The 17626-nt window shown below is 38.6% G+C and carries 18 protein-coding genes; 10 read left to right on the top strand and 8 right to left on the bottom strand.

The genetic code is table 11. The features are described 5' to 3' along the window. Nucleotides 1-64: 64 nt before the first annotated feature. The 5 genes from HMJ38_RS19405 to aroQ all read right to left on the bottom strand — a co-directional run bounded on the left by HMJ38_RS19405 (nucleotide 65) and on the right by aroQ (nucleotide 3730). Nucleotides 65-778 carry a tRNA1(Val) (adenine(37)-N6)-methyltransferase gene (locus HMJ38_RS19405; RefSeq protein WP_194976095.1) on the bottom strand — a complete coding sequence of 238 codons (714 nt, stop codon included), beginning with the start codon at nucleotides 776-778 and terminating at the stop codon, nucleotides 65-67. Between the two features lie 170 nt (nucleotides 779-948). Continuing rightward, nucleotides 949-1398, bottom strand: coding sequence for a ribonuclease HI (rnhA, locus tag HMJ38_RS19410; protein WP_194976096.1), 450 nt, complete (start codon nucleotides 1396-1398; stop codon nucleotides 949-951). Between the two features lie 85 nt (nucleotides 1399-1483). After that, nucleotides 1484-2068 (bottom strand): MarC family protein, encoded by a 585-nt coding sequence (locus HMJ38_RS19415; RefSeq protein ID WP_194976097.1) that lies wholly within the window; start codon nucleotides 2066-2068, stop codon nucleotides 1484-1486. A gap of 74 nt (nucleotides 2069-2142) precedes the next feature. Next, nucleotides 2143-3198 carry an aminotransferase class V-fold PLP-dependent enzyme gene (locus HMJ38_RS19420; protein ID WP_194976098.1) on the bottom strand — a complete coding sequence of 352 codons (1056 nt, stop codon included), beginning with the start codon at nucleotides 3196-3198 and terminating at the stop codon, nucleotides 2143-2145. A 112-nt stretch (nucleotides 3199-3310) separates the two neighbouring features. Continuing rightward, a complete protein-coding gene (gene aroQ / locus HMJ38_RS19425; protein ID WP_194976099.1) occupies nucleotides 3311-3730 on the bottom strand; it encodes a type II 3-dehydroquinate dehydratase in 420 nt (139 codons plus the stop codon). Nucleotides 3731-3858: 128 nt separating this feature from the next. Here aroQ and HMJ38_RS19430 point away from each other — a divergent pair, with 128 nt between their 5' ends. From HMJ38_RS19430 to pyrF, 8 genes are all read left to right on the top strand, one after another. Then, nucleotides 3859-4050 carry a type II toxin-antitoxin system VapB family antitoxin gene (locus tag HMJ38_RS19430; RefSeq protein WP_194976100.1) on the top strand — a complete coding sequence of 64 codons (192 nt, stop codon included), beginning with the start codon at nucleotides 3859-3861 and terminating at the stop codon, nucleotides 4048-4050. Nucleotides 4051-4056: 6 nt separating this feature from the next. After that, nucleotides 4057-4449 (top strand): type II toxin-antitoxin system VapC family toxin, encoded by a 393-nt coding sequence (vapC, locus tag HMJ38_RS19435; RefSeq protein WP_194976101.1) that lies wholly within the window; start codon nucleotides 4057-4059, stop codon nucleotides 4447-4449. 20 nt (nucleotides 4450-4469) lie between these two features. Then, entirely contained in the window at nucleotides 4470-5372 is a 903-nt protein-coding gene (xerD, locus tag HMJ38_RS19440; protein ID WP_194976102.1) for a site-specific tyrosine recombinase XerD, read from the top strand. A gap of 101 nt (nucleotides 5373-5473) precedes the next feature. Beyond that, a complete protein-coding gene (locus HMJ38_RS19445; RefSeq protein WP_194976103.1) occupies nucleotides 5474-5962 on the top strand; it encodes a hypothetical protein in 489 nt (162 codons plus the stop codon). A 174-nt stretch (nucleotides 5963-6136) separates the two neighbouring features. Further along, the gene (locus tag HMJ38_RS19450) at nucleotides 6137-7192 is read left to right on the top strand and encodes a quinone-dependent dihydroorotate dehydrogenase (RefSeq protein ID WP_194976156.1); all 1056 of its coding nucleotides are present in this window, start codon (nucleotides 6137-6139) and stop codon (nucleotides 7190-7192) included. 125 nt (nucleotides 7193-7317) lie between these two features. Beyond that, on the top strand, nucleotides 7318-9798 hold the full coding sequence (locus HMJ38_RS19455; RefSeq protein ID WP_194976104.1) for an FtsK/SpoIIIE family DNA translocase: 2481 nt from the start codon (nucleotides 7318-7320) through the stop codon (nucleotides 9796-9798). 40 nt (nucleotides 9799-9838) lie between these two features. Next, nucleotides 9839-10495, top strand: a complete 657-nt coding sequence (locus tag HMJ38_RS19460) for a LolA family protein (protein ID WP_194976105.1) — start codon at nucleotides 9839-9841, stop codon at nucleotides 10493-10495. Nucleotides 10496-10558: 63 nt separating this feature from the next. Continuing rightward, the gene (gene pyrF / locus HMJ38_RS19465; protein ID WP_194976106.1) at nucleotides 10559-11374 is read left to right on the top strand and encodes an orotidine-5'-phosphate decarboxylase; all 816 of its coding nucleotides are present in this window, start codon (nucleotides 10559-10561) and stop codon (nucleotides 11372-11374) included. A 265-nt stretch (nucleotides 11375-11639) separates the two neighbouring features. Here the strand turns inward: pyrF and HMJ38_RS19470 are convergent, their stop codons facing one another. Together HMJ38_RS19470 and truA are read right to left on the bottom strand one after the other, a co-directional pair. Beyond that, nucleotides 11640-13424 (bottom strand): ABC transporter ATP-binding protein, encoded by a 1785-nt coding sequence (locus tag HMJ38_RS19470; RefSeq protein WP_194976107.1) that lies wholly within the window; start codon nucleotides 13422-13424, stop codon nucleotides 11640-11642. A gap of 12 nt (nucleotides 13425-13436) precedes the next feature. Next, the gene (gene truA / locus HMJ38_RS19475; protein WP_194976108.1) at nucleotides 13437-14189 is read right to left on the bottom strand and encodes a tRNA pseudouridine(38-40) synthase TruA; all 753 of its coding nucleotides are present in this window, start codon (nucleotides 14187-14189) and stop codon (nucleotides 13437-13439) included. Between the two features lie 106 nt (nucleotides 14190-14295). On the opposite strand from truA, the gene HMJ38_RS19480 reads away from it, so the two are divergent. Then, the gene (locus HMJ38_RS19480; RefSeq protein ID WP_194976109.1) at nucleotides 14296-14775 is read left to right on the top strand and encodes a DUF4293 domain-containing protein; all 480 of its coding nucleotides are present in this window, start codon (nucleotides 14296-14298) and stop codon (nucleotides 14773-14775) included. A 13-nt stretch (nucleotides 14776-14788) separates the two neighbouring features. After that, nucleotides 14789-15892: a trans-sulfuration enzyme family protein gene (locus HMJ38_RS19485; protein WP_194976110.1), complete on the top strand. Its 1104-nt coding sequence runs from the start codon at nucleotides 14789-14791 to the stop codon at nucleotides 15890-15892. 171 nt (nucleotides 15893-16063) lie between these two features. Here HMJ38_RS19485 and HMJ38_RS19490 read toward each other — a convergent pair whose 3' ends face one another. Continuing rightward, nucleotides 16064-17602, bottom strand: a complete 1539-nt coding sequence (locus HMJ38_RS19490; protein ID WP_194976111.1) for a YifB family Mg chelatase-like AAA ATPase — start codon at nucleotides 17600-17602, stop codon at nucleotides 16064-16066. Nucleotides 17603-17626: the final 24 nt, after the last annotated feature.

The following is a 17626-nucleotide window of genomic DNA, read 5'->3' on the forward strand; positions in this document are numbered from 1 at the left end:
TTCTAAAAATACAGGAATAATGGATTTAAAAAAACAATTTGTTCCTACGAGATTAATATATGAACTAAAATATAGTAAGAAAATCTTTTAACAGTTCCGAATATTCTTTTGAGTAATCTCCTGATTCAGCTTTAATATGGATATCAGACTTTTTTATTTCATATTTTGAATAGGAGAAAGCATGTATAGTCCTTATTATATTTTTATTCGGTTTATCCCTTAAATCCAGTTTTTCAATAGTGTGAATTCCCGAAAATTCTAGAATTTTATTGATTGTTTTCATTTGGTCTGGAGGCAAAATCAACCAAAAATGGCCATTCTGCTCCATTAATCTTCCTATACCTTTTGCTAGTTCACCGAAAGTAAGACTATCGTTGTGAAGCGCAAGGTTTCTTTTTAGATCAGGTGATAGTAAGTGTTTAGGAAAATAGGGAGGATTGCTGACAATCAGGTCAAATTTGCCTTGATGTTGCTTTTGGAATTCCTGAAAACTTTGATGCAAAATTTTAACCCTGTCAGGCCAAGGACTTTGGCGGACATTTTCGGTTGCCTGTTCAGAAGCGTCTTTGTCAATTTCAATTCCGGTAATCATCGCTTCTGGAAATCTCTGCGCCAACATCAATGAAATAACCCCAGTACCCGTTCCGATGTCCAAAATGTTTTTGGGATATCCCCGACCTGCAAAGGCTCCCAAAACAACCCCATCAGTGCTGATTTTCATGGCACATCTGTCCTGTTGCACAGCAAATTGTTTGAAATTGAAAGTGGAGTTTTTCATGTCGGTGTGCCGATTTCTTCAAAGGATTATAGATCAGATTTTGGGGTATCGGCTATCTCATCAGTCAAGAGGGTAACTAAAATAAAAGCTGGCTAAACTATCCATTCATGCAATCTTCGTAATTCCAACACTGAAAAGCTAGATAACTGCCATCTTTGCTGAATACAAAATTAAATATTCTCATAGCCCTCATCTGCCGGTAAATTGGGCATTTCTGCAGCAGACACTGCCAATTGGTCGCAGCGTTCATTTTCAAGATGTCCGGCATGTCCCTTTACCCACACGAACTTCGGCTTATACCTTACATGTAAAGGGATATAAATTTTCCAAAGATCGACATTCTTTTTGTCCTTGAATCCTTTCTTTTGCCAACCCCAAAGCCAACCTTTTTCAATGGCATCCACCACATATTTACTATCTGAGTAAATGGAAACGGGAATATCCCTTACTTTCAACTCTTGAAGTGCACGGATAACAGCAAGGAGTTCCATCCTATTATTGGTGGTGAGTCGGAAACCTCCTGATAGTTCTTTTCGATGCTGATTGTATTTCATAACAACGCCATATCCTCCTGGTCCAGGATTTCCTTTGGCGGCACCGTCTGTAAAGATTGTAATCATGTTGCAAAGAAAAGTAGATTTTTTAGGGAATACCTAGAAAAAACAGGAAAACCAAGTTGGTTATGAAACCTACTTGGTTTATTAATCATATCATCTCACCTGTATACAAAGCACCTTTGAAAATCTTGATGGCAATGGATAATAGAATGATGCCGAAAATTCTCCTTAAGACGTCCAAACCTGTTTTACCCAGTTTTCTTTCCAGCCAATTAGTGCTTTTCAAAACTGCATATACTATAGCCAGATTAATAACTATCCCCACAGCAATATTCACCTGTGTATATTCGGCCTTTAGTGTCAGTATGGTTGTTAATGTGCCAGCACCTGCTATCAATGGGAATGCAATGGGGACTATGGACGCACTTGTAGTTGAAGCTTCTGGGTCAGGTTTGAAAAGCTCTATTCCTAAAATCATTTCAGCACCCAAGGCAAAAATGATCAAAGCACCCGCTATGGCAAAATCTTCTACCCCAATTCCAAATAGTCCTAAGATAGATTTACCCACTATTAAGAACAGAATCATTAAAACACCTGCAGCAAGGGTAGCCTTGCCCGATTGGATATGACCTACTTTTTTCCTGAGATTGATGACAATCGGTATGGAACCTAGAATGTCAATGACCGAAAAAAGGATCAAAGTGACTGAAAATATTTCTTTAAAATTGAGCATGGAGTTTTAGTGCTTTATTGGCAAAATATTGATACTTGGAATCAAGCTTTGACAAATATTCAATTATATCAAGCCTAATAATTCTTTAAGAAATTGATCAGATTTTGAAATTCCGAATCAGAGATAGCAGGGAAATTTGCTATTCTAAAACTGCTTGCCTTTAATGGACCATATCCACCACCCATTTGCATTCCTTCTTTTTCTGCTGACTTTTTGACTTCTGAGATAAGTTCTTCCCTTCCGGTGATTGCCAAGACAGTGCTGCTTCTAGCTTCAGGATTTGGGATGAGCATTCTTAATTTTCCTGTATTGGCAATGGTGTCTTCCAAAGTCCTCATTCTTTCCCTTGTTTTTTGGTCTATATGCTGGATTTCAGGAATGTCCTGTAAAACTCTATACAACAAATAAATTCCAAAAACATTGGGGGTGTAATGCGTCTGATAGTTTTCTGCATTTTCAAGAACAAAGTTCAGGCTATTATATCTTCCTCTTTCGCCTTTATTCTTTGCCTTTGCAATGGCTTTAGGAGAAATGATTAAGATACCCAAGCCTGCAGGCAGCCCAAAACATTTCTGTACTGAAGCATACCAAATATCTGCCAATTGAAAATCCAATTCAATTCCTCCCATTGAAGAAGTGGTATCCACCGCAATCATCTTTTCAGGATACTTATTTGCAATGGCTGCTATGGTCTGATTGGTCACTTGAGTGGCATTAGAAGTCTCGTTTTGGGTAATGGCTATCACATCATATGCTTCTCCTATTTCCAAATTTTCAACATCAATGGTTTGATCAGCTTCTAATTTATGAGCAAAGCATTTTGGTTCAATGTATTTTGCATAATCAAACCATTTCTTGCCAAATGAACCGGAAAAAATATGGTATCCTGCAGACTGCACGATGGATTGGGAAATGATTTCCCAATTCTCTGTTGCAGAGGAGGTGAAAAGTAACTTGTAGTCCTGAGGTACATGAAGCTTCTCCCGCATGAGCGTTTCCGTTTCCTGGTATAAATTCATGAAAACAGCAGAACGATGATTTGCGCTCAGAATTCCTTTTTGGTAGGCGTCCTGCATGTATTGGGGTAACTTGTCATAGACCTTAGAAGGTCCCGGTGCAAATGTGATCATGATTCCTAAATTTGATGAACTATTAGTTTGAAAAGTCTTGATGTTTTAGACGTTCAATGCTTTGTAAATTGATATTTATTACTTAAAGATATTTTGATATTATTTTCTGAAGCTACTGTTTTAGAAAAAACCTGATGCCTAGTTCATACCCTTTAAGACCAAGACCAGATATCATGCCAACACATTCTTTTGTGATGATGCTTTTGTGACGGAATTCCTCTCTTTTGTAAATATTGGAAATATGTACTTCCAATACCGGAGTGGTCACTCCTGCGATCGCATCCGAAATGGCAACAGAAGTATGCGTGTATCCTCCGGCATTGATCAGGACGGCATCAAAATCAAATCCAACTTCATGAATCTTATCAATGATTTCACCTTCAATATTGCTTTGAAAATAATGTAATTCCAGATCAGAAAACTTTGTTTTCAGTGTTTCAAAATAATCTTCAAAAGAAGTGCTGCCATAGATCTCCGGTTCTCTTTTGCCTAAGAGATTGAGATTTGGACCGTTGATAATACAGATTTTCAATGTGATTGAAGGTTAGTGGTTTTGAAAGGTCAAAGTTATCGGTAAAAAAGCGATTATGCAGATTTTTGGGGATTAAACTTTTATGTGTATAAAATGTGTTATTTTTGTGTATAATATAAATTTACATCATGAGAACAAATATTGAGATAGATGAAAAATTAATGGATGAGATTTTGGAAAAATCCTCGATCAAAACAAAAAAAGAGGTCGTAGATACTGCTCTGAGGCAATATTTAAGAATATTGAAATTGAAGGAATTGGCGGACCTTCGCGGAAAATTAAAATGGGAGGGTAGTCTTGAGGATATGAGAACAATTTGAAAGATTATGGTTTTAATTGATACGTCATTATGGATTACATACTTAAATGATTCAGATGATACTATTTCAAAAGAAATGTTTGATTTGATCATTGATGATCAAGTTTGCATCTGCCCGACGATAATGCAAGAATTGTTGCAGGGTTGTAGATCAGAAAATGATTTTACAAATTTAGCTCAAAGACTCGATGCTTTACAGAAGCTCACGACTGATCCTTACCTATCTGCAGAGGGTGCTGCCAAATTATTTTTTTCTTTAAAGAAAAAAGGTATTTCAATTAGAAAGAGCAACGATTGTTTGATTGCATGGACTGCAATTCATTTCAACATTCCACTTTGGCACATGGATAGAGATTTTGACAATATAGCTAGAGGTAGCAACCTTCAATTATTCAATTGATATTTTAATTTAAAAAACATATGTCCACTTGGACCCCATTTCTCCGTCAATTCCAACATCACCTGAAAATCGAAAGGTCATTGAGTAAAAACTCCATACTGGCCTATCAGCAGGACATGGAAAAGCTCAGCAGGTATATGGAGAATAATTTTCCAGATGTACAACCAACGCAGGTTAAATTACAACACTTGAGGTATTTTGTCAATGGGCTGGCCGAACTTGAAATCTCAGAATACACCCAAGCCCGTATCATCTCGGGAATCAAAGCTTTTTATCGTTTTTTGATGTACGAGGACAGTATTTCTGAAGATCCTGCGCAGCTTTTGGAGGCACCCAAACTGGGGAGGAAACTGCCGGATACTTTAAGTTTTCATGAAATCAATCAGATTTTGGTAAGTATTCCTTTAGGTGAAAATCATGGTCATCGAAACAGAGCCATGTTGGAAGTGCTTTACAGTTCTGGTTTGAGGGTTACGGAATTGACGGACTTAAAAATCGGGAATGTTTATGAAGATGTTGGGTTTTTAAGGGTTATTGGAAAAGGCAATAAAGAACGGCTTGTGCCTATTGGAAAAGATGCCTTAAAATACTTGAAAATATACATTTTGGAAGTCCGAAACCACATGACACCGGCCAAAGGCCATGAACAATTTGTTTTCCTGAATCAAAGGGGTAAAAAACTCACACGGGTGATGGTTTTCCTGATTATCAAAAAGCAAGTGGAATTGATAGGTTTGAAGAAGAATGTGAGCCCCCATACTTTCCGGCATAGTTTTGCTACCCATATGATTGAAGGCGGGGCTGATTTGAGGGCTGTCCAGGAGATGCTCGGCCATGAAAGCATCACCACCACTGAAATCTACACCCATCTTGACAGGGATTACCTCAGGCAGGTATTGAATGAGTTTCATCCACGGGGATAATTTAGGGTAGAATGATAAAAGTTAAATAACATATGATGATTTGCATACTTTAAAAAAAAAGTTAGTTTTCGAAGAAATGAATTCACATTGTTATAAACTTTATGTATAAACTCAGACTAACCATTTTATTCTTTTTATTGGGTACAGGTTTTTCGTTTGGGCAACAGGTAGAAAAATTTCAGCTTGGTCTGTTCCATAAGTCGAATGGAAATATTCAATATATCAATAATGGAAAAAGGGTTATCATCAAAACATTTGACGGAAAGCGTATTAAGGGGGAAATGGCGATCTTGAATGATGGTAGAATTTTTGTGAAAGGCCAGGAAGTTGATATCAATGAAATTGCTAAATTTAAGTCAAACCCTATTGGACCAAAAGTAGTAGGAGTAGGAATAATTGCCCTTGGAGGGGCAGTTACGGTGTTAGAACTTCTGATTTCAACTGTTGTTGTAGGTATTACACCATTTAGTGATAATACAATTTCGCATAGTGGAACGGGATTAATAATAGCAGCTACTGGAATTCCATTCTTCTTTATCAAAAGATCCTTTAATGAACGGAATTGGATTTTTCAGGTAGTTACAGAATAATATCATATTCTAAATAGCTAAAGTTTGAATGTGTTCGGACGCTCAACTTCCAACTTTCTAAAAAAAAGAAATATTGGTGAATAAATTCATTTTAGGCAATCATATTCTCTTATAATAAAGGTATTATTTTTAATCCATTTGGTTTAATTTAGCGCTTTGAAAAAAGACAGCAAAGTGTACAAATCCCTCGTTAAACCTTTACTTTTTAAAAAAAATGCAGAAGATGCCCATCATTTCACTTTTGACTTGATCAAAAAAAGCTTTAACCTACCATTGGTTAAAAACGCTATAGAAGGGATCTACGGTTATCAAAATCCAATTTTGGAAAGGGAAGTATTTGGGTTGAGGTTCAAAAATCCGGTTGGATTGGCTGCAGGTTTTGACAAAGATGCCAAATTGATAGATGAGATGGCCATGCTGGGATTTGGTTTTATTGAAATAGGTACACTCACTCCCAAGCCCCAAGAAGGCAATCCCAAACCGAGGCTATTCAGACTTCCATCTGATGATTCGTTGATCAATAGAATGGGTTTCAACAATGGGGGAGTGGATGATGCCATTATCCGTCTCAAAGAAAGAAACTCAGATGTATTGATAGGTGGGAATATTGGTAAAAACAAAGTGACTAGCAATGAAAAAGCTGTCGATGATTATCTCTACTGCTTTGAGACACTTTTTCCCTATGTGGATTATTTTGTAGTCAATGTAAGTTCACCGAATACTCCAAATCTCAGGGATTTACAGGAAAAAGAACCGCTTAAAAAGCTGTTGATGGCAGTAAAAAGAGCCAATTTGAGAAAGCAAAAACCAAAACCCATTCTTCTCAAAATCGCTCCTGATTTGACTGTGGGACAATTGGATGACATAGTGGAAATTGTTCTGGAAACAAAAATTGATGGAGTTATTGCCACGAATACAACAATCGATCGGAGTTCGCTGACTACAGACGTCAAGCAAATCCAAGAAATAGGCGCAGGAGGGGTCAGTGGAAAAGTGTTAGCAAAAAGGAGTACTGAAGTGATCCGCTTTTTGGCTAAACAGTCCAACAATGCTTTCCCTATTATTGGTGTTGGAGGCATATTTTCAGCACAGGATGCCATTGACAAATTGGAAGCGGGGGCGTCTTTGGTACAAATTTATTCAGGGATGATCTATGAAGGTCCTGGATTGGTCAAAAAAATAAACAAGGGTTTGGCCAAATATTTGAGCGGTAAAAAAGTTAAAATTTAAATCATTTTGAATCTTCTGCTTACATTTTAAGCAACAGGCTTTTCAGCAAATTGTGGGACTGATTGTTCGGAAATCTGTATATTTCCGAGATCTTCCATTAATTTGGGAATGATAGAATAATCAATATGGCTTCCGAAACACCCAGAACAAATACATTTAGAAAGAAAAGTGATCCTAAAACCAAGGCTAAGGAAAAGAGACCAAGCAGCTTTTCCATGGATTTTGTCAAGGATAAGAGAATACCATTGACTTTGGGAATTGTCTTTATTCTTGCCTCTATTTTCCTATTGTTTGCTTTTTTCAGTTACCTCTTTTCCGGTAAGGCTGATCAAAGTCTTGTCGCTTCTGAGTTGGAACAAGGTATCAGGAGCACAGCCGCTGAAACCAGAAATTGGCTTGGATTATTCGGTGCCCAAATGTCTGACCTTTTTATCCGCAGATGGTTTGGATTGGCAGCCTTTCTTTTGCCCCCTTACTTGTTCCTTTTGGGCTTCAAACTCGCCTTCAAAAAATCTTTAATTTCTTTATCGAGATACAGTGCTTTTGCATTGTTCTTTGTTTTTTGGATAGGATTGGTCACAGGTTACCTTGTTCAGATGGCGGATGGTTTCAATACCCTCGGATTTCTGAGTGGTGGATTCGGATATGAACTTGGACTCTTGTCAAATGAATTTCTGGGCTGGGGCAGTATCCTCCTTATAGTGGGCTCTCTTTTGATTTTTCTGGTTTTTTACTTCAATATTCATCAATTCAATTGGTCTTTGACCGAAAGCAAGACTGGATCCGGTGGTGAGGTAGTTGCTGAAAGATCATCATTCGAAGGAAGCATTGAGGATGAAATTGAAGAAGAGAGAGATGAATTAGGAATAGAAGAAGAGTTGAGTGAGGAAGAAATTGAAGAAGATGTCAGTAGCTGGACCATTAAATCTGAAAAAGAGGACAACAAAAAAATAGGCACTTCTCCTGTTTTTAACATAGAAGGGGAAGATTTATTGGAAGAGGACAACGAGTTTGAGATTGAATCCCGTGTGGAGGAAAAAAAGTTTTCAGTCAGTAAATCAGAAGGCGAGGAAAAGACAGCGGATGAAGTTGAAAACCTTGACCCTTACGACCCGACACTGGATCTGCCACATTATAAGTATCCGACCCTAGACCTGCTCAACGATTATGATTTCCAAAAAGTCACAGTTTCTAGACAGGAATTGGAGGAAAATAAAAATAAGATTGTAGAAACGCTGGTCAATTTCAAAATCGGGATTCAAGAGATCAAAGCTACAATTGGTCCAACCGTTACTCTTTATGAAATTGTACCTGATCCAGGGGTGAAAATTTCCAAAATCAAAAATCTGGAGGATGACATTGCTTTGAGTTTGGCTGCATTGGGAATTCGTATCATTGCACCGATTCCCGGTAAAGGAACAATAGGTATAGAAGTCCCTAACAAAAACAGAGAATTGGTTCCTGCTAGATCTGTCATCGGTACAGAAAAGTTTATGCGGAGTGATAAGGACCTGCCAGTCGCTTTGGGTAAGACCATTTCCAATGAAGTTTTTGTGATGGATTTGGCAAAAATGCCACATTTGCTGATGGCAGGTGCTACGGGTCAGGGTAAATCTGTGGGATTGAATATGATTTTGGCATCATTGGTGTACAAAAAGCATCCGTCTCAATTGAAGTTTGTCTTGGTGGATCCCAAAAAAGTGGAGCTGACGCTTTTTAATAAAATCGAAAGGCATTTCTTAGCCAAATTACCCGGAGCAGAAGAAGCAATCATCACAGACACCAAAAAGGTAATCTATACCTTGAATTCGCTGTGTATTGAGATGGATAAACGCTATGATTTGCTCAAAGATGCCGGCTGTAGGAATCTCAAAGAATACAACGCCAAGTTTGTAGCCCGCAAGCTAAACCCTGAAAAAGGTCATAGGTTTATGCCCTATATCGTTTTGGTGATTGATGAGCTGGCTGATCTGATGATGACCGCAGGGAAGGAGATTGAAGCTCCTATTGCCCGCTTGGCACAATTGGCTAGGGCTATTGGGATTCACCTCGTTGTGGCTACCCAAAGACCATCTGTCAATGTGATCACGGGTATCATCAAGGCAAACTTCCCGGCAAGACTTTCATTTCGGGTGACTTCCAAGATTGACAGCCGAACTATTTTGGATGCAGGAGGTGCTGATCAATTGATTGGTATGGGGGATATGTTGCTCTCCCATGGCTCTGAAATGACCCGTTTGCAATGTGCTTTTTTGGATACTCCCGAAGTCGATGCCATTTGCGATTGGATAGGTGAACAAAAAGGCTACTCAGATGCTTATCTTTTACCTGAGTTTGAAGGTGAAGATGGGGATGGTAACCTAGCAAGTATTGATTTGGCTGATAGGGATCCACTTTTTGATGACGCGGCTAGGTTGATTGTAATGCATCAGCAAGGAAGTACCTCTTTGATCCAGAGAAAGTTAAAACTTGGATATAACCGTGCAGGTAGGATTGTTGACCAATTGGAAGCAGCAGGAATTGTGGGGCCTTTTGAAGGCAGTAAAGCCAGAGAGGTATTAGTCCAGGATGAAGGTAGTTTGGAACGGTTATTGAACAATCTGTAATTCCTTTGGATTTATTCTGAGGAGATAATCTACAATCACAATGAAAAACCTATTTATACTTATCTTTTTTTTAACAACTGCTATGGTTTCCTCTAGTGTTTTTGCACAAAAGGATCCAAAGGCCAAAACGATTTTGGATGGTGTAAGCCAGAAATATAAATCTTTGAAAGGCCTAGAAGCAAGTTTTGAATTTTCTTATGCTGAAATGGTGGATGGAAAAAGTCAGTCGCAAAATGGGGAAATAGCCATTAAAGGTGAAAAGTACCATCTGAAATTACCCGAGCAGGAGATTTTTAATAATGGCAAAACAGTTTGGACATACATAGAATCCGGGAATTACAAAGAGGTAACAGTCAACAATGCGGGTGATATGGAGGATGAACTGACACCTTCTTCTGTCTACACGATGTATCAGAAAGGTTATAATTATAGATTGATCGGTGAAAAGAATGAAAAAGGAATCGTGATTCAGGAAATAGAGCTTTTGGCTGAAAAGGCCAATGCACCTTTCAAGAGAGTCAAATTGTTTGTTGACAAAAACAAAAAAGACTTAGTAGGTTGGGAAATATATGATGATCAGGGGGGCGTTTTCAAATATAAATTTAATTCAGTAAATACTGAGGTTGATCTGCCGGATGCTTATTTTACTTTCAATCCACAGAAATATGGAAAGGTGGAAGTTATTGATCTTCGCTGAAATTAAATTTCTGGAAGGGGTTAGAATATTTTTTATCCCTACTTTTGGGAAAATCTATACTTCATGAATCGTAAAGAACTCTTTCAGAATATCAAAAATAAAGAATCTTTTTTGTGTGTGGGTCTTGATACGGACCTTTCCAAAATACCTTCTCATCTATTGAAAGAATCAGATCCCATTTTTGAATTCAACAAGCAAATCATCGAACAAACTTCTGATTTTGCAGTGGCCTATAAGCCCAATATTGCATTTTATGAGGCCCTTGGGCCAAAAGGATGGGAAAGCCTTCAAAAGACATTGGAGTTTATCCCAAAGGATATTTTCACCATTGCGGATGCCAAAAGAGGGGATATTGGAAATACTTCGGGTTTGTATGCCAAAGCATTTTTTGAAGCAATGAAATTTGATTCAATTACCGTGGCTCCTTATATGGGAGTAGACAGTGTCAAGCCTTTTTTGGAATTTAAAAATAAATGGGTAATTCTTTTGGCCTTGACTTCCAATGAAGGCAGTGCAGATTTTCAACTGATTCCCTCACAATCAGGTAAACTATTCTTTCAGGAAGTATTGGAGAAAAGCAGCACTTGGGGAAGTCCTGATAATATGATGTATGTAGTTGGAGCAACAAGGGGAGAGAAGATCGCGGAGGTTAGGAAAATAGTACCAGAACATTTCTTTTTAGTACCTGGTGTTGGAGCGCAAGGAGGAAGTCTGAAAGATGTTGCCAAATACGGGATGAACGACCAATGCGGTCTTTTGGTCAATTCATCAAGAGGGATCATTTATGCCGGTAAAGATCAAGACTTTGCAAAAGATGCTGGGAAAGAAGCCAAAAAACTCCAACAAGAAATGGAAAAGCTCCTGAACAAATATCTCTAAACCCTTACTTGGATTCATCAAATCGGCCGTACCTAAGGTATTTTTGGAGATGTGTTATCTTTGATCCCGGCAATAAATTGCCGGGCTATTATTTCGGTCATCCCTACGGGATTTTTTCTTTGTCAAAAAGGGAGTCTCCATTCAAAATCCTTAGTGAGTGTCTCCACTCACAATTTTTGGTGTCAACCTATTTCATGAAGTTCACCAAATCTAAAATCTAAATTCAAAAAGTCTACCTTGTCCTTCATCCTGCTTCCCTCATCCTTTAAAGACCTTCTCCAATAACCATAGTCTTTAATTGCATTTGATGTAATTGGGAATAATATCCACCCAATTCAAGCAAGCTTTCGTGTGTTCCCATTTCTTTGATTTCACCATGGTGCATTACAATGATTTTATCTGCTTTTTGGATGGTAGAAAGCCTATGCGCAATCACAATGGAAGTTCTACCTTTCATCATTTTGGTAATCGCCTTTTGTATCATCTCTTCAGTTTCTGTGTCCACAGAGGAGGTTGCTTCATCAAGAATGATGATTTCGGGATTGTAGACCATGGCGCGTACAAATGAAATCAATTGGCGTTGTCCTACTGATAGTGTGGCACCTCTTTCCATGACATTATAATCCAGGCCACCGGGAAGTCTTTCAATAAACTTTTTGGCACCGACCAGTTTGGCAGCTTTCATGACTTCTTCTCTGCTGATGTCAGGATTGCCTAATGTGATGTTGTAGAAGATGGTTTCTGAAAATAGGAACACATCCTGCAATACCACCCCAATGTGTCGTCTCAATGATCCCAATTCAAAGTCTCTAATATCTGTATCATCAATTTTAATGATTCCTTGATTGATCTCGTAAAATCGGTTGATCAGGTTGATAATAGATGATTTTCCGGCACCTGTTGCACCTACCAAAGCGACGGTTTGCCCATGTTTGACCTCAAAATTGATATTCTTCAACACCCAATCCTGATCAATATAGGCAAACCAAACATTTTCAAGTTTGATATTTCCTTTCAGTTTCTCAGGTTTTAGGTTGCCTTCATTGGGGATTTGCTCATCACTTTCAAGTAATTTAAAAATCCTCGAAGAGCTGACCACTCCCATTTGTAAGGTATTGTATCTGTCAGCAATCATTCGGATTGGCCTGAAAAACAACTGAAGGTACATGATGAAAGATATCAATACCCCGACTTTGATATCCAAGTCAAAAACTCCTGTGGCCCCATACCAAACGACCAATCCGATTCCTATGGCTTGAATGATTTCAGCTACGGGAAAATAGATGGAATAATAGAGCACAGATTTGATATGAGCTTTTTTATGTTCCTTATTGATGTCTTGGAATTTTTCATATTCCCGTTGTTCTCTGTTGAATATCTGTACGATATTCATTCCTGTGATATGTTCCTGTAGGAATGAATTCAAGTTGGATACCGCATTCCTCACCTCATTGAAAGCAAATTTTATTTTCTCTTTGAAGACGTAAGTAGAAATGAGCAATAATGGCAGTGTGCACAAACTCACCAAAGTGAGTTTCCAGTCCACATAAAACATCACAGCAAGGATTGTCACCAGCTGTAATAAATCGCCGATAATTGCGGCCAAGCCTTCACTGAATACTTCAGCTAGGGTTTCTATGTCTGAGATGTTTCTTGTGACCAACCTTCCTATTGGAGTATTATCAAAAAATTTCAATCGCATCTTCAACAAATGTCTATAAAGTTTGATTCTGATATCCTTGATGATCACTTGACCTATCCATCCCGAAAGGTAGGTATGAGCAAACTGTACAGCGGCTTGTAATACCATCAAGAAAATGAGTAAGTAAATAATTCTGATAAGCCCACTTCTATCCCCAACGGTAACGTAATCATCTATAGCTACTTGGATAAAGTAGGGTCGGGTAGGCGCCAGAATAGCAAGGGCTATGGTCAAAAACACCAAAAAGAAAAATTGTTTTTGGTAGGGTTTGACAAACTTGTAAAGTTTTCTCAATACCTGTGTGTCTATGATGTCACCGCTTTTGATATTTTCTTTTTCCAGGCTCAAAAGTTTGTTTATTTAGATAAATAAATTTTCAGGATAAATGATTTTGCAAAGGTATAATCCATGGGCTGGCGCTGAAGACTTGGCTTGAGTCCTGTCTTTGCTTTCCAAAATAGCAATAAACTGCTCAATATTTAGGTTGCTTGTGCCCACATCTATTAAAGTGCCGACAATGGCGCGTACCATTCCCCGCAAAAACCTGTTGGCAGTTATATGGAATAACAATTGCTGGTCAATTTGTTCCCAATAAGCCTCTTTTATTTTACAATTGAAATGGGTGACATCTGTTCGAACTTTGCTGAAACACTGAAAATCATCATATCTCATGAGTATTGAAGCAGCATCGTTCATCTTTTCTATGTCGGGACTTTTATAATACAGCCAAGAATATTCCTGTTCAAAGGGATTTTTTCTAAGGTTTACCTTATAAATATAACTTCTCCAAAGCGCATCAAATCTTGTATGAGCGTCTTCTTTAACCCTTTTTAGAGAGTATACTGAAATATCTTTTGGGATAATGGCATTGAGTTTTTTGATAAAATCCCTTTCAATCAATTCCTTTGAAGCATCAAAATGTGCGAATTGCTGACTCGCATGAACCCCCGTGTCCGTTCTTCCACTGCCCATAATGGAAGTAGGTTCCCCCAATAGGGTGGAGATTCCATTTTCCAATTCTGACTGTACAGAATGCGCGTTTTTCTGAATTTGCCATCCATGGTAACGCGTGCCTTTGTAGGCTAGTTCTAGAAAGTATCTGAATTTTTCCATTTTGGTGTTACAAAGATACCATTCCTTATCAAATTCAAATGACCATTTATCCATTCCTTGCGAATCAAAAAATAACCCTGTTACTTTGTCAAAATTTAATTGAAAAATGATACAAAGAATTCAGACTGTTTTTATGTTTCTAGTTGCTGTGGCCATGGTTTTGGTATTGATATTTCCAATTTGGCATCAGGTCAACCCTAGTCAGACTCAAATGGCTACGCTCACAGCTTGGGCTTTGACGACAATCGATGTTGAATCAGGTGAAGTAGTAGCGTCCAGTTCTATGATTGCGATAGCCATACTGGCATTTATTTCAATAGGATTGGCCCTATTCAGTTTATTTCAATACAAAAACAGAACAAGGCAGATGTTTTTGAACATGATGAATTCATTAGCCATGGTCATTAATGTGGGTTTAATCATCTGGTTTTCCCATAATGCCAATGAGACGATCAATCCTGAGGTAAATGGCGCATTTGTGATCGGTTTTTGGGCAATTTTTGCTGGGATGATCATGAATTTATTGGCAAATAGATTTATCAGAAAAGACGAGATGCTGGTAAGGTCTGTTGACAGAATTCGTTAAATACAACATGACCATGAAATTAGAGACTATTGCCATCCATGCAGGTACCATCATTGAAGACAAAAATAGACCTGCAGTTCAACCTATCACGCTTTCAACAACTTTCGAACATATAGAAGGCTCTCCTATATATTCCAGAGCAAATAATCCCAATCGTTCTGCATTGGAGCAGGTTTTGGCAAAATTGGAGCGTGGAGCGGCTGCAGCGGCTTTCTCCTCGGGGAATGCTGCTGGAATGGCAGTTTTTCAGTCTTTAGAGCCTGGGAGTCATATAGTGGCTCCCGATGACATGTACCATGGTTTGAGGAGTTTGCTCATTAATGTTTTCAAGGGAATCCTTGAAGTGACATTTGTGGACATGACAAATGTCCAAAATGTTGCGGATGCCATTAATTCAAAAACAAATCTGATTTGGGTAGAGACTCCTTCCAACCCACTATTGCAGGTTTCAGATATCAGAAGAATTTGTGAGATTGCCAATGATAAAAAAATCAAAGTGGCATGTGACAATACCTTTGCCACCCCCGTTTTTCAAAACCCATTGTTGTTGGGTGCTGATATTGTGATGCATAGTACTACGAAATATCTTGGGGGTCACAGTGACATCCTTGGTGGAGCCCTGATTACAAAATCCAAAGAAGGGTTATGGGAAAAGATAAAAATGGTACAGCAAGTGGGAGGAGCAGTTCCTTCACCTTTTGATTGTTATATGCTGACAAGGAGTATAAAAACATTGCCTTATCGTATGAAAGGGCATGCTGAACATGCAGGGATATTGGCTACCTTTTTGCAGCAACATCCCAAAGTAAATAAAGTATATTACCCTGGGCTGCTATCACATCCTAACCATCTGACAGCAGCTGCACAGATGTCCGGTTTTGGCGGCATGCTGTCTTTTGAAGTATCGGAAACTGCTCAAGACGCTGATAGGGTAATTTCACATTTGAAATACTTTACGAATGCAACAAGCCTAGGTGGGGTAGAAAGTCTGATTGAAAGAAGGGCTGCAGTGGAAGGCCCAGATACAAAAACTCCTCAAAACTTACTTAGGGTTTCAGTAGGATTGGAGCATTTAGATGACTTATTGGAGGATTTGAATCAGGCATTAGATAAATAAAGGCTGTCCAAAAACAGCCTTTAAATTTTATTAAGGGTAAGCTTAAAAAGGGTGACTAAAAAACAACTCATTCGTATGCGTTTGAAAATAGGTAAAGATTTTTAATAATGAAAATTTTCCCAAAAGTATTTGATTAATGGCATAATTTTTAATTCAATCCCATAAACATTTTTAACCAGCCCAACCTTCTCTATCAAGACTTCTGTACTGTATTGCCTCAGCAAGATGCTCCACTTTTATATTTTCACTTTGGCTTAAATCAGCTATTGTTCTAGAAACTTTGAGGATACGGTCATAAGCTCTTGCAGACAGTCCCAATCTTTCCATTGCTGTTTTTAATAGTGCTTTCCCTGCTTCATTGATATGACAGATTTCCTTCACCATATGCGAAGGCATCATGGCATTACAAAAGATATCAGGTTGGCTTTTGAATCTTTCTATCTGAACTTCTCTGCCAATGATTACCCGCTCTCGGATGGATTTACTGGATTCTGATTTTCTGGTGGAAGTCATTTCTTCAAACTTGACAGGTGTCACTTCCACATGTAGGTCAATCCTATCCAATAATGGTCCACTGATTTTGTTCAGATAGCGCTGAACAATACCTGGGCCGCAGACACATTCTTTTTCGGGGTGGTTATAATATCCGCAGGGGCAAGGATTCATACTTGCAATCAACATAAAATTAGCAGGGTAATCCACAGAGATTTTTGCCCTTGAAATGGTCACTTTCCTTTCTTCTAAAGGTTGTCGCATGACTTCCAAAACAGTCCGTTTGAATTCCGGTAATTCATCTAGGAAGAGTACGCCATTGTGAGAAAGTGAGATTTCTCCTGGCTGGGGATTTCCTCCTCCACCGACCAAAGCCACATCACTGATGGTATGATGTGGTGACCTAAACGGTCTTTGGGCTATCAAAGAAGCATTTTTACCCAACTTACCGGCCACTGAGTGGATTTTTGTAGTTTCCAACGCTTCTTGTAAAGATAAGGGGGGAAGTATTGAAGGCAGTCGTTTGGCCAACATGGTTTTTCCTGCACCGGGAGGACCTATCATGATGACATTATGACCCCCTGCCGCAGCTATTTCCATGGCCCTTTTGATGTTTTCCTGACCTTGGACGTCCGCAAAATCAAATTCAAACTGCTCCAATGAATTATAAAAAATGTCCCGCGTGTCAGTAATCAACGGTGGGATATCCAATTCACCCTCCAAAAAACGAATAGCATCCTCTAAGGTTTTGACTCCTATGATATCTATATTGTTTACAATAGAGGCTTCTGAAGCATTTTCTTCAGGAAGGATAAATCCCTTAAAACCGTTTTTTCTTGCTTCAATTGCAATCGGTAAAGCACCTTTAACAGGTCTCAAATTCCCATCAAGTGATAGTTCACCCATGATAATATAGTTTTCCAGTTCAGGGAAAAGTACCTGTTCAGAGGCTTTTAATATTCCCAAGGCAATGGGTAAGTCATAAGATGAACCCTCTTTCCTGATGTCAGCAGGAGCGAGGTTGACTACGACTTTTTGCCTGGGCATCCGATAACCGTAATACTTAAGTGCTGATTCTACCCTCTGTTGACTTTCTTTAACGGCACTGTCTGGAAGTCCCACCATGTAAAAACTAGTGCCTTGACCGACATTTACCTCTATTGTAATAAGCTTGGCATCTACACCGGAAACCGCACTGCCAAAAGTTTTTGCTACCATATTTTAAAATTTAAGGTATAAAAA

This window comes from Aquiflexum lacus (assembly GCF_015476655.1).
GTDB lineage: Bacteria > Bacteroidota > Bacteroidia > Cytophagales > Cyclobacteriaceae > Aquiflexum > Aquiflexum lacus.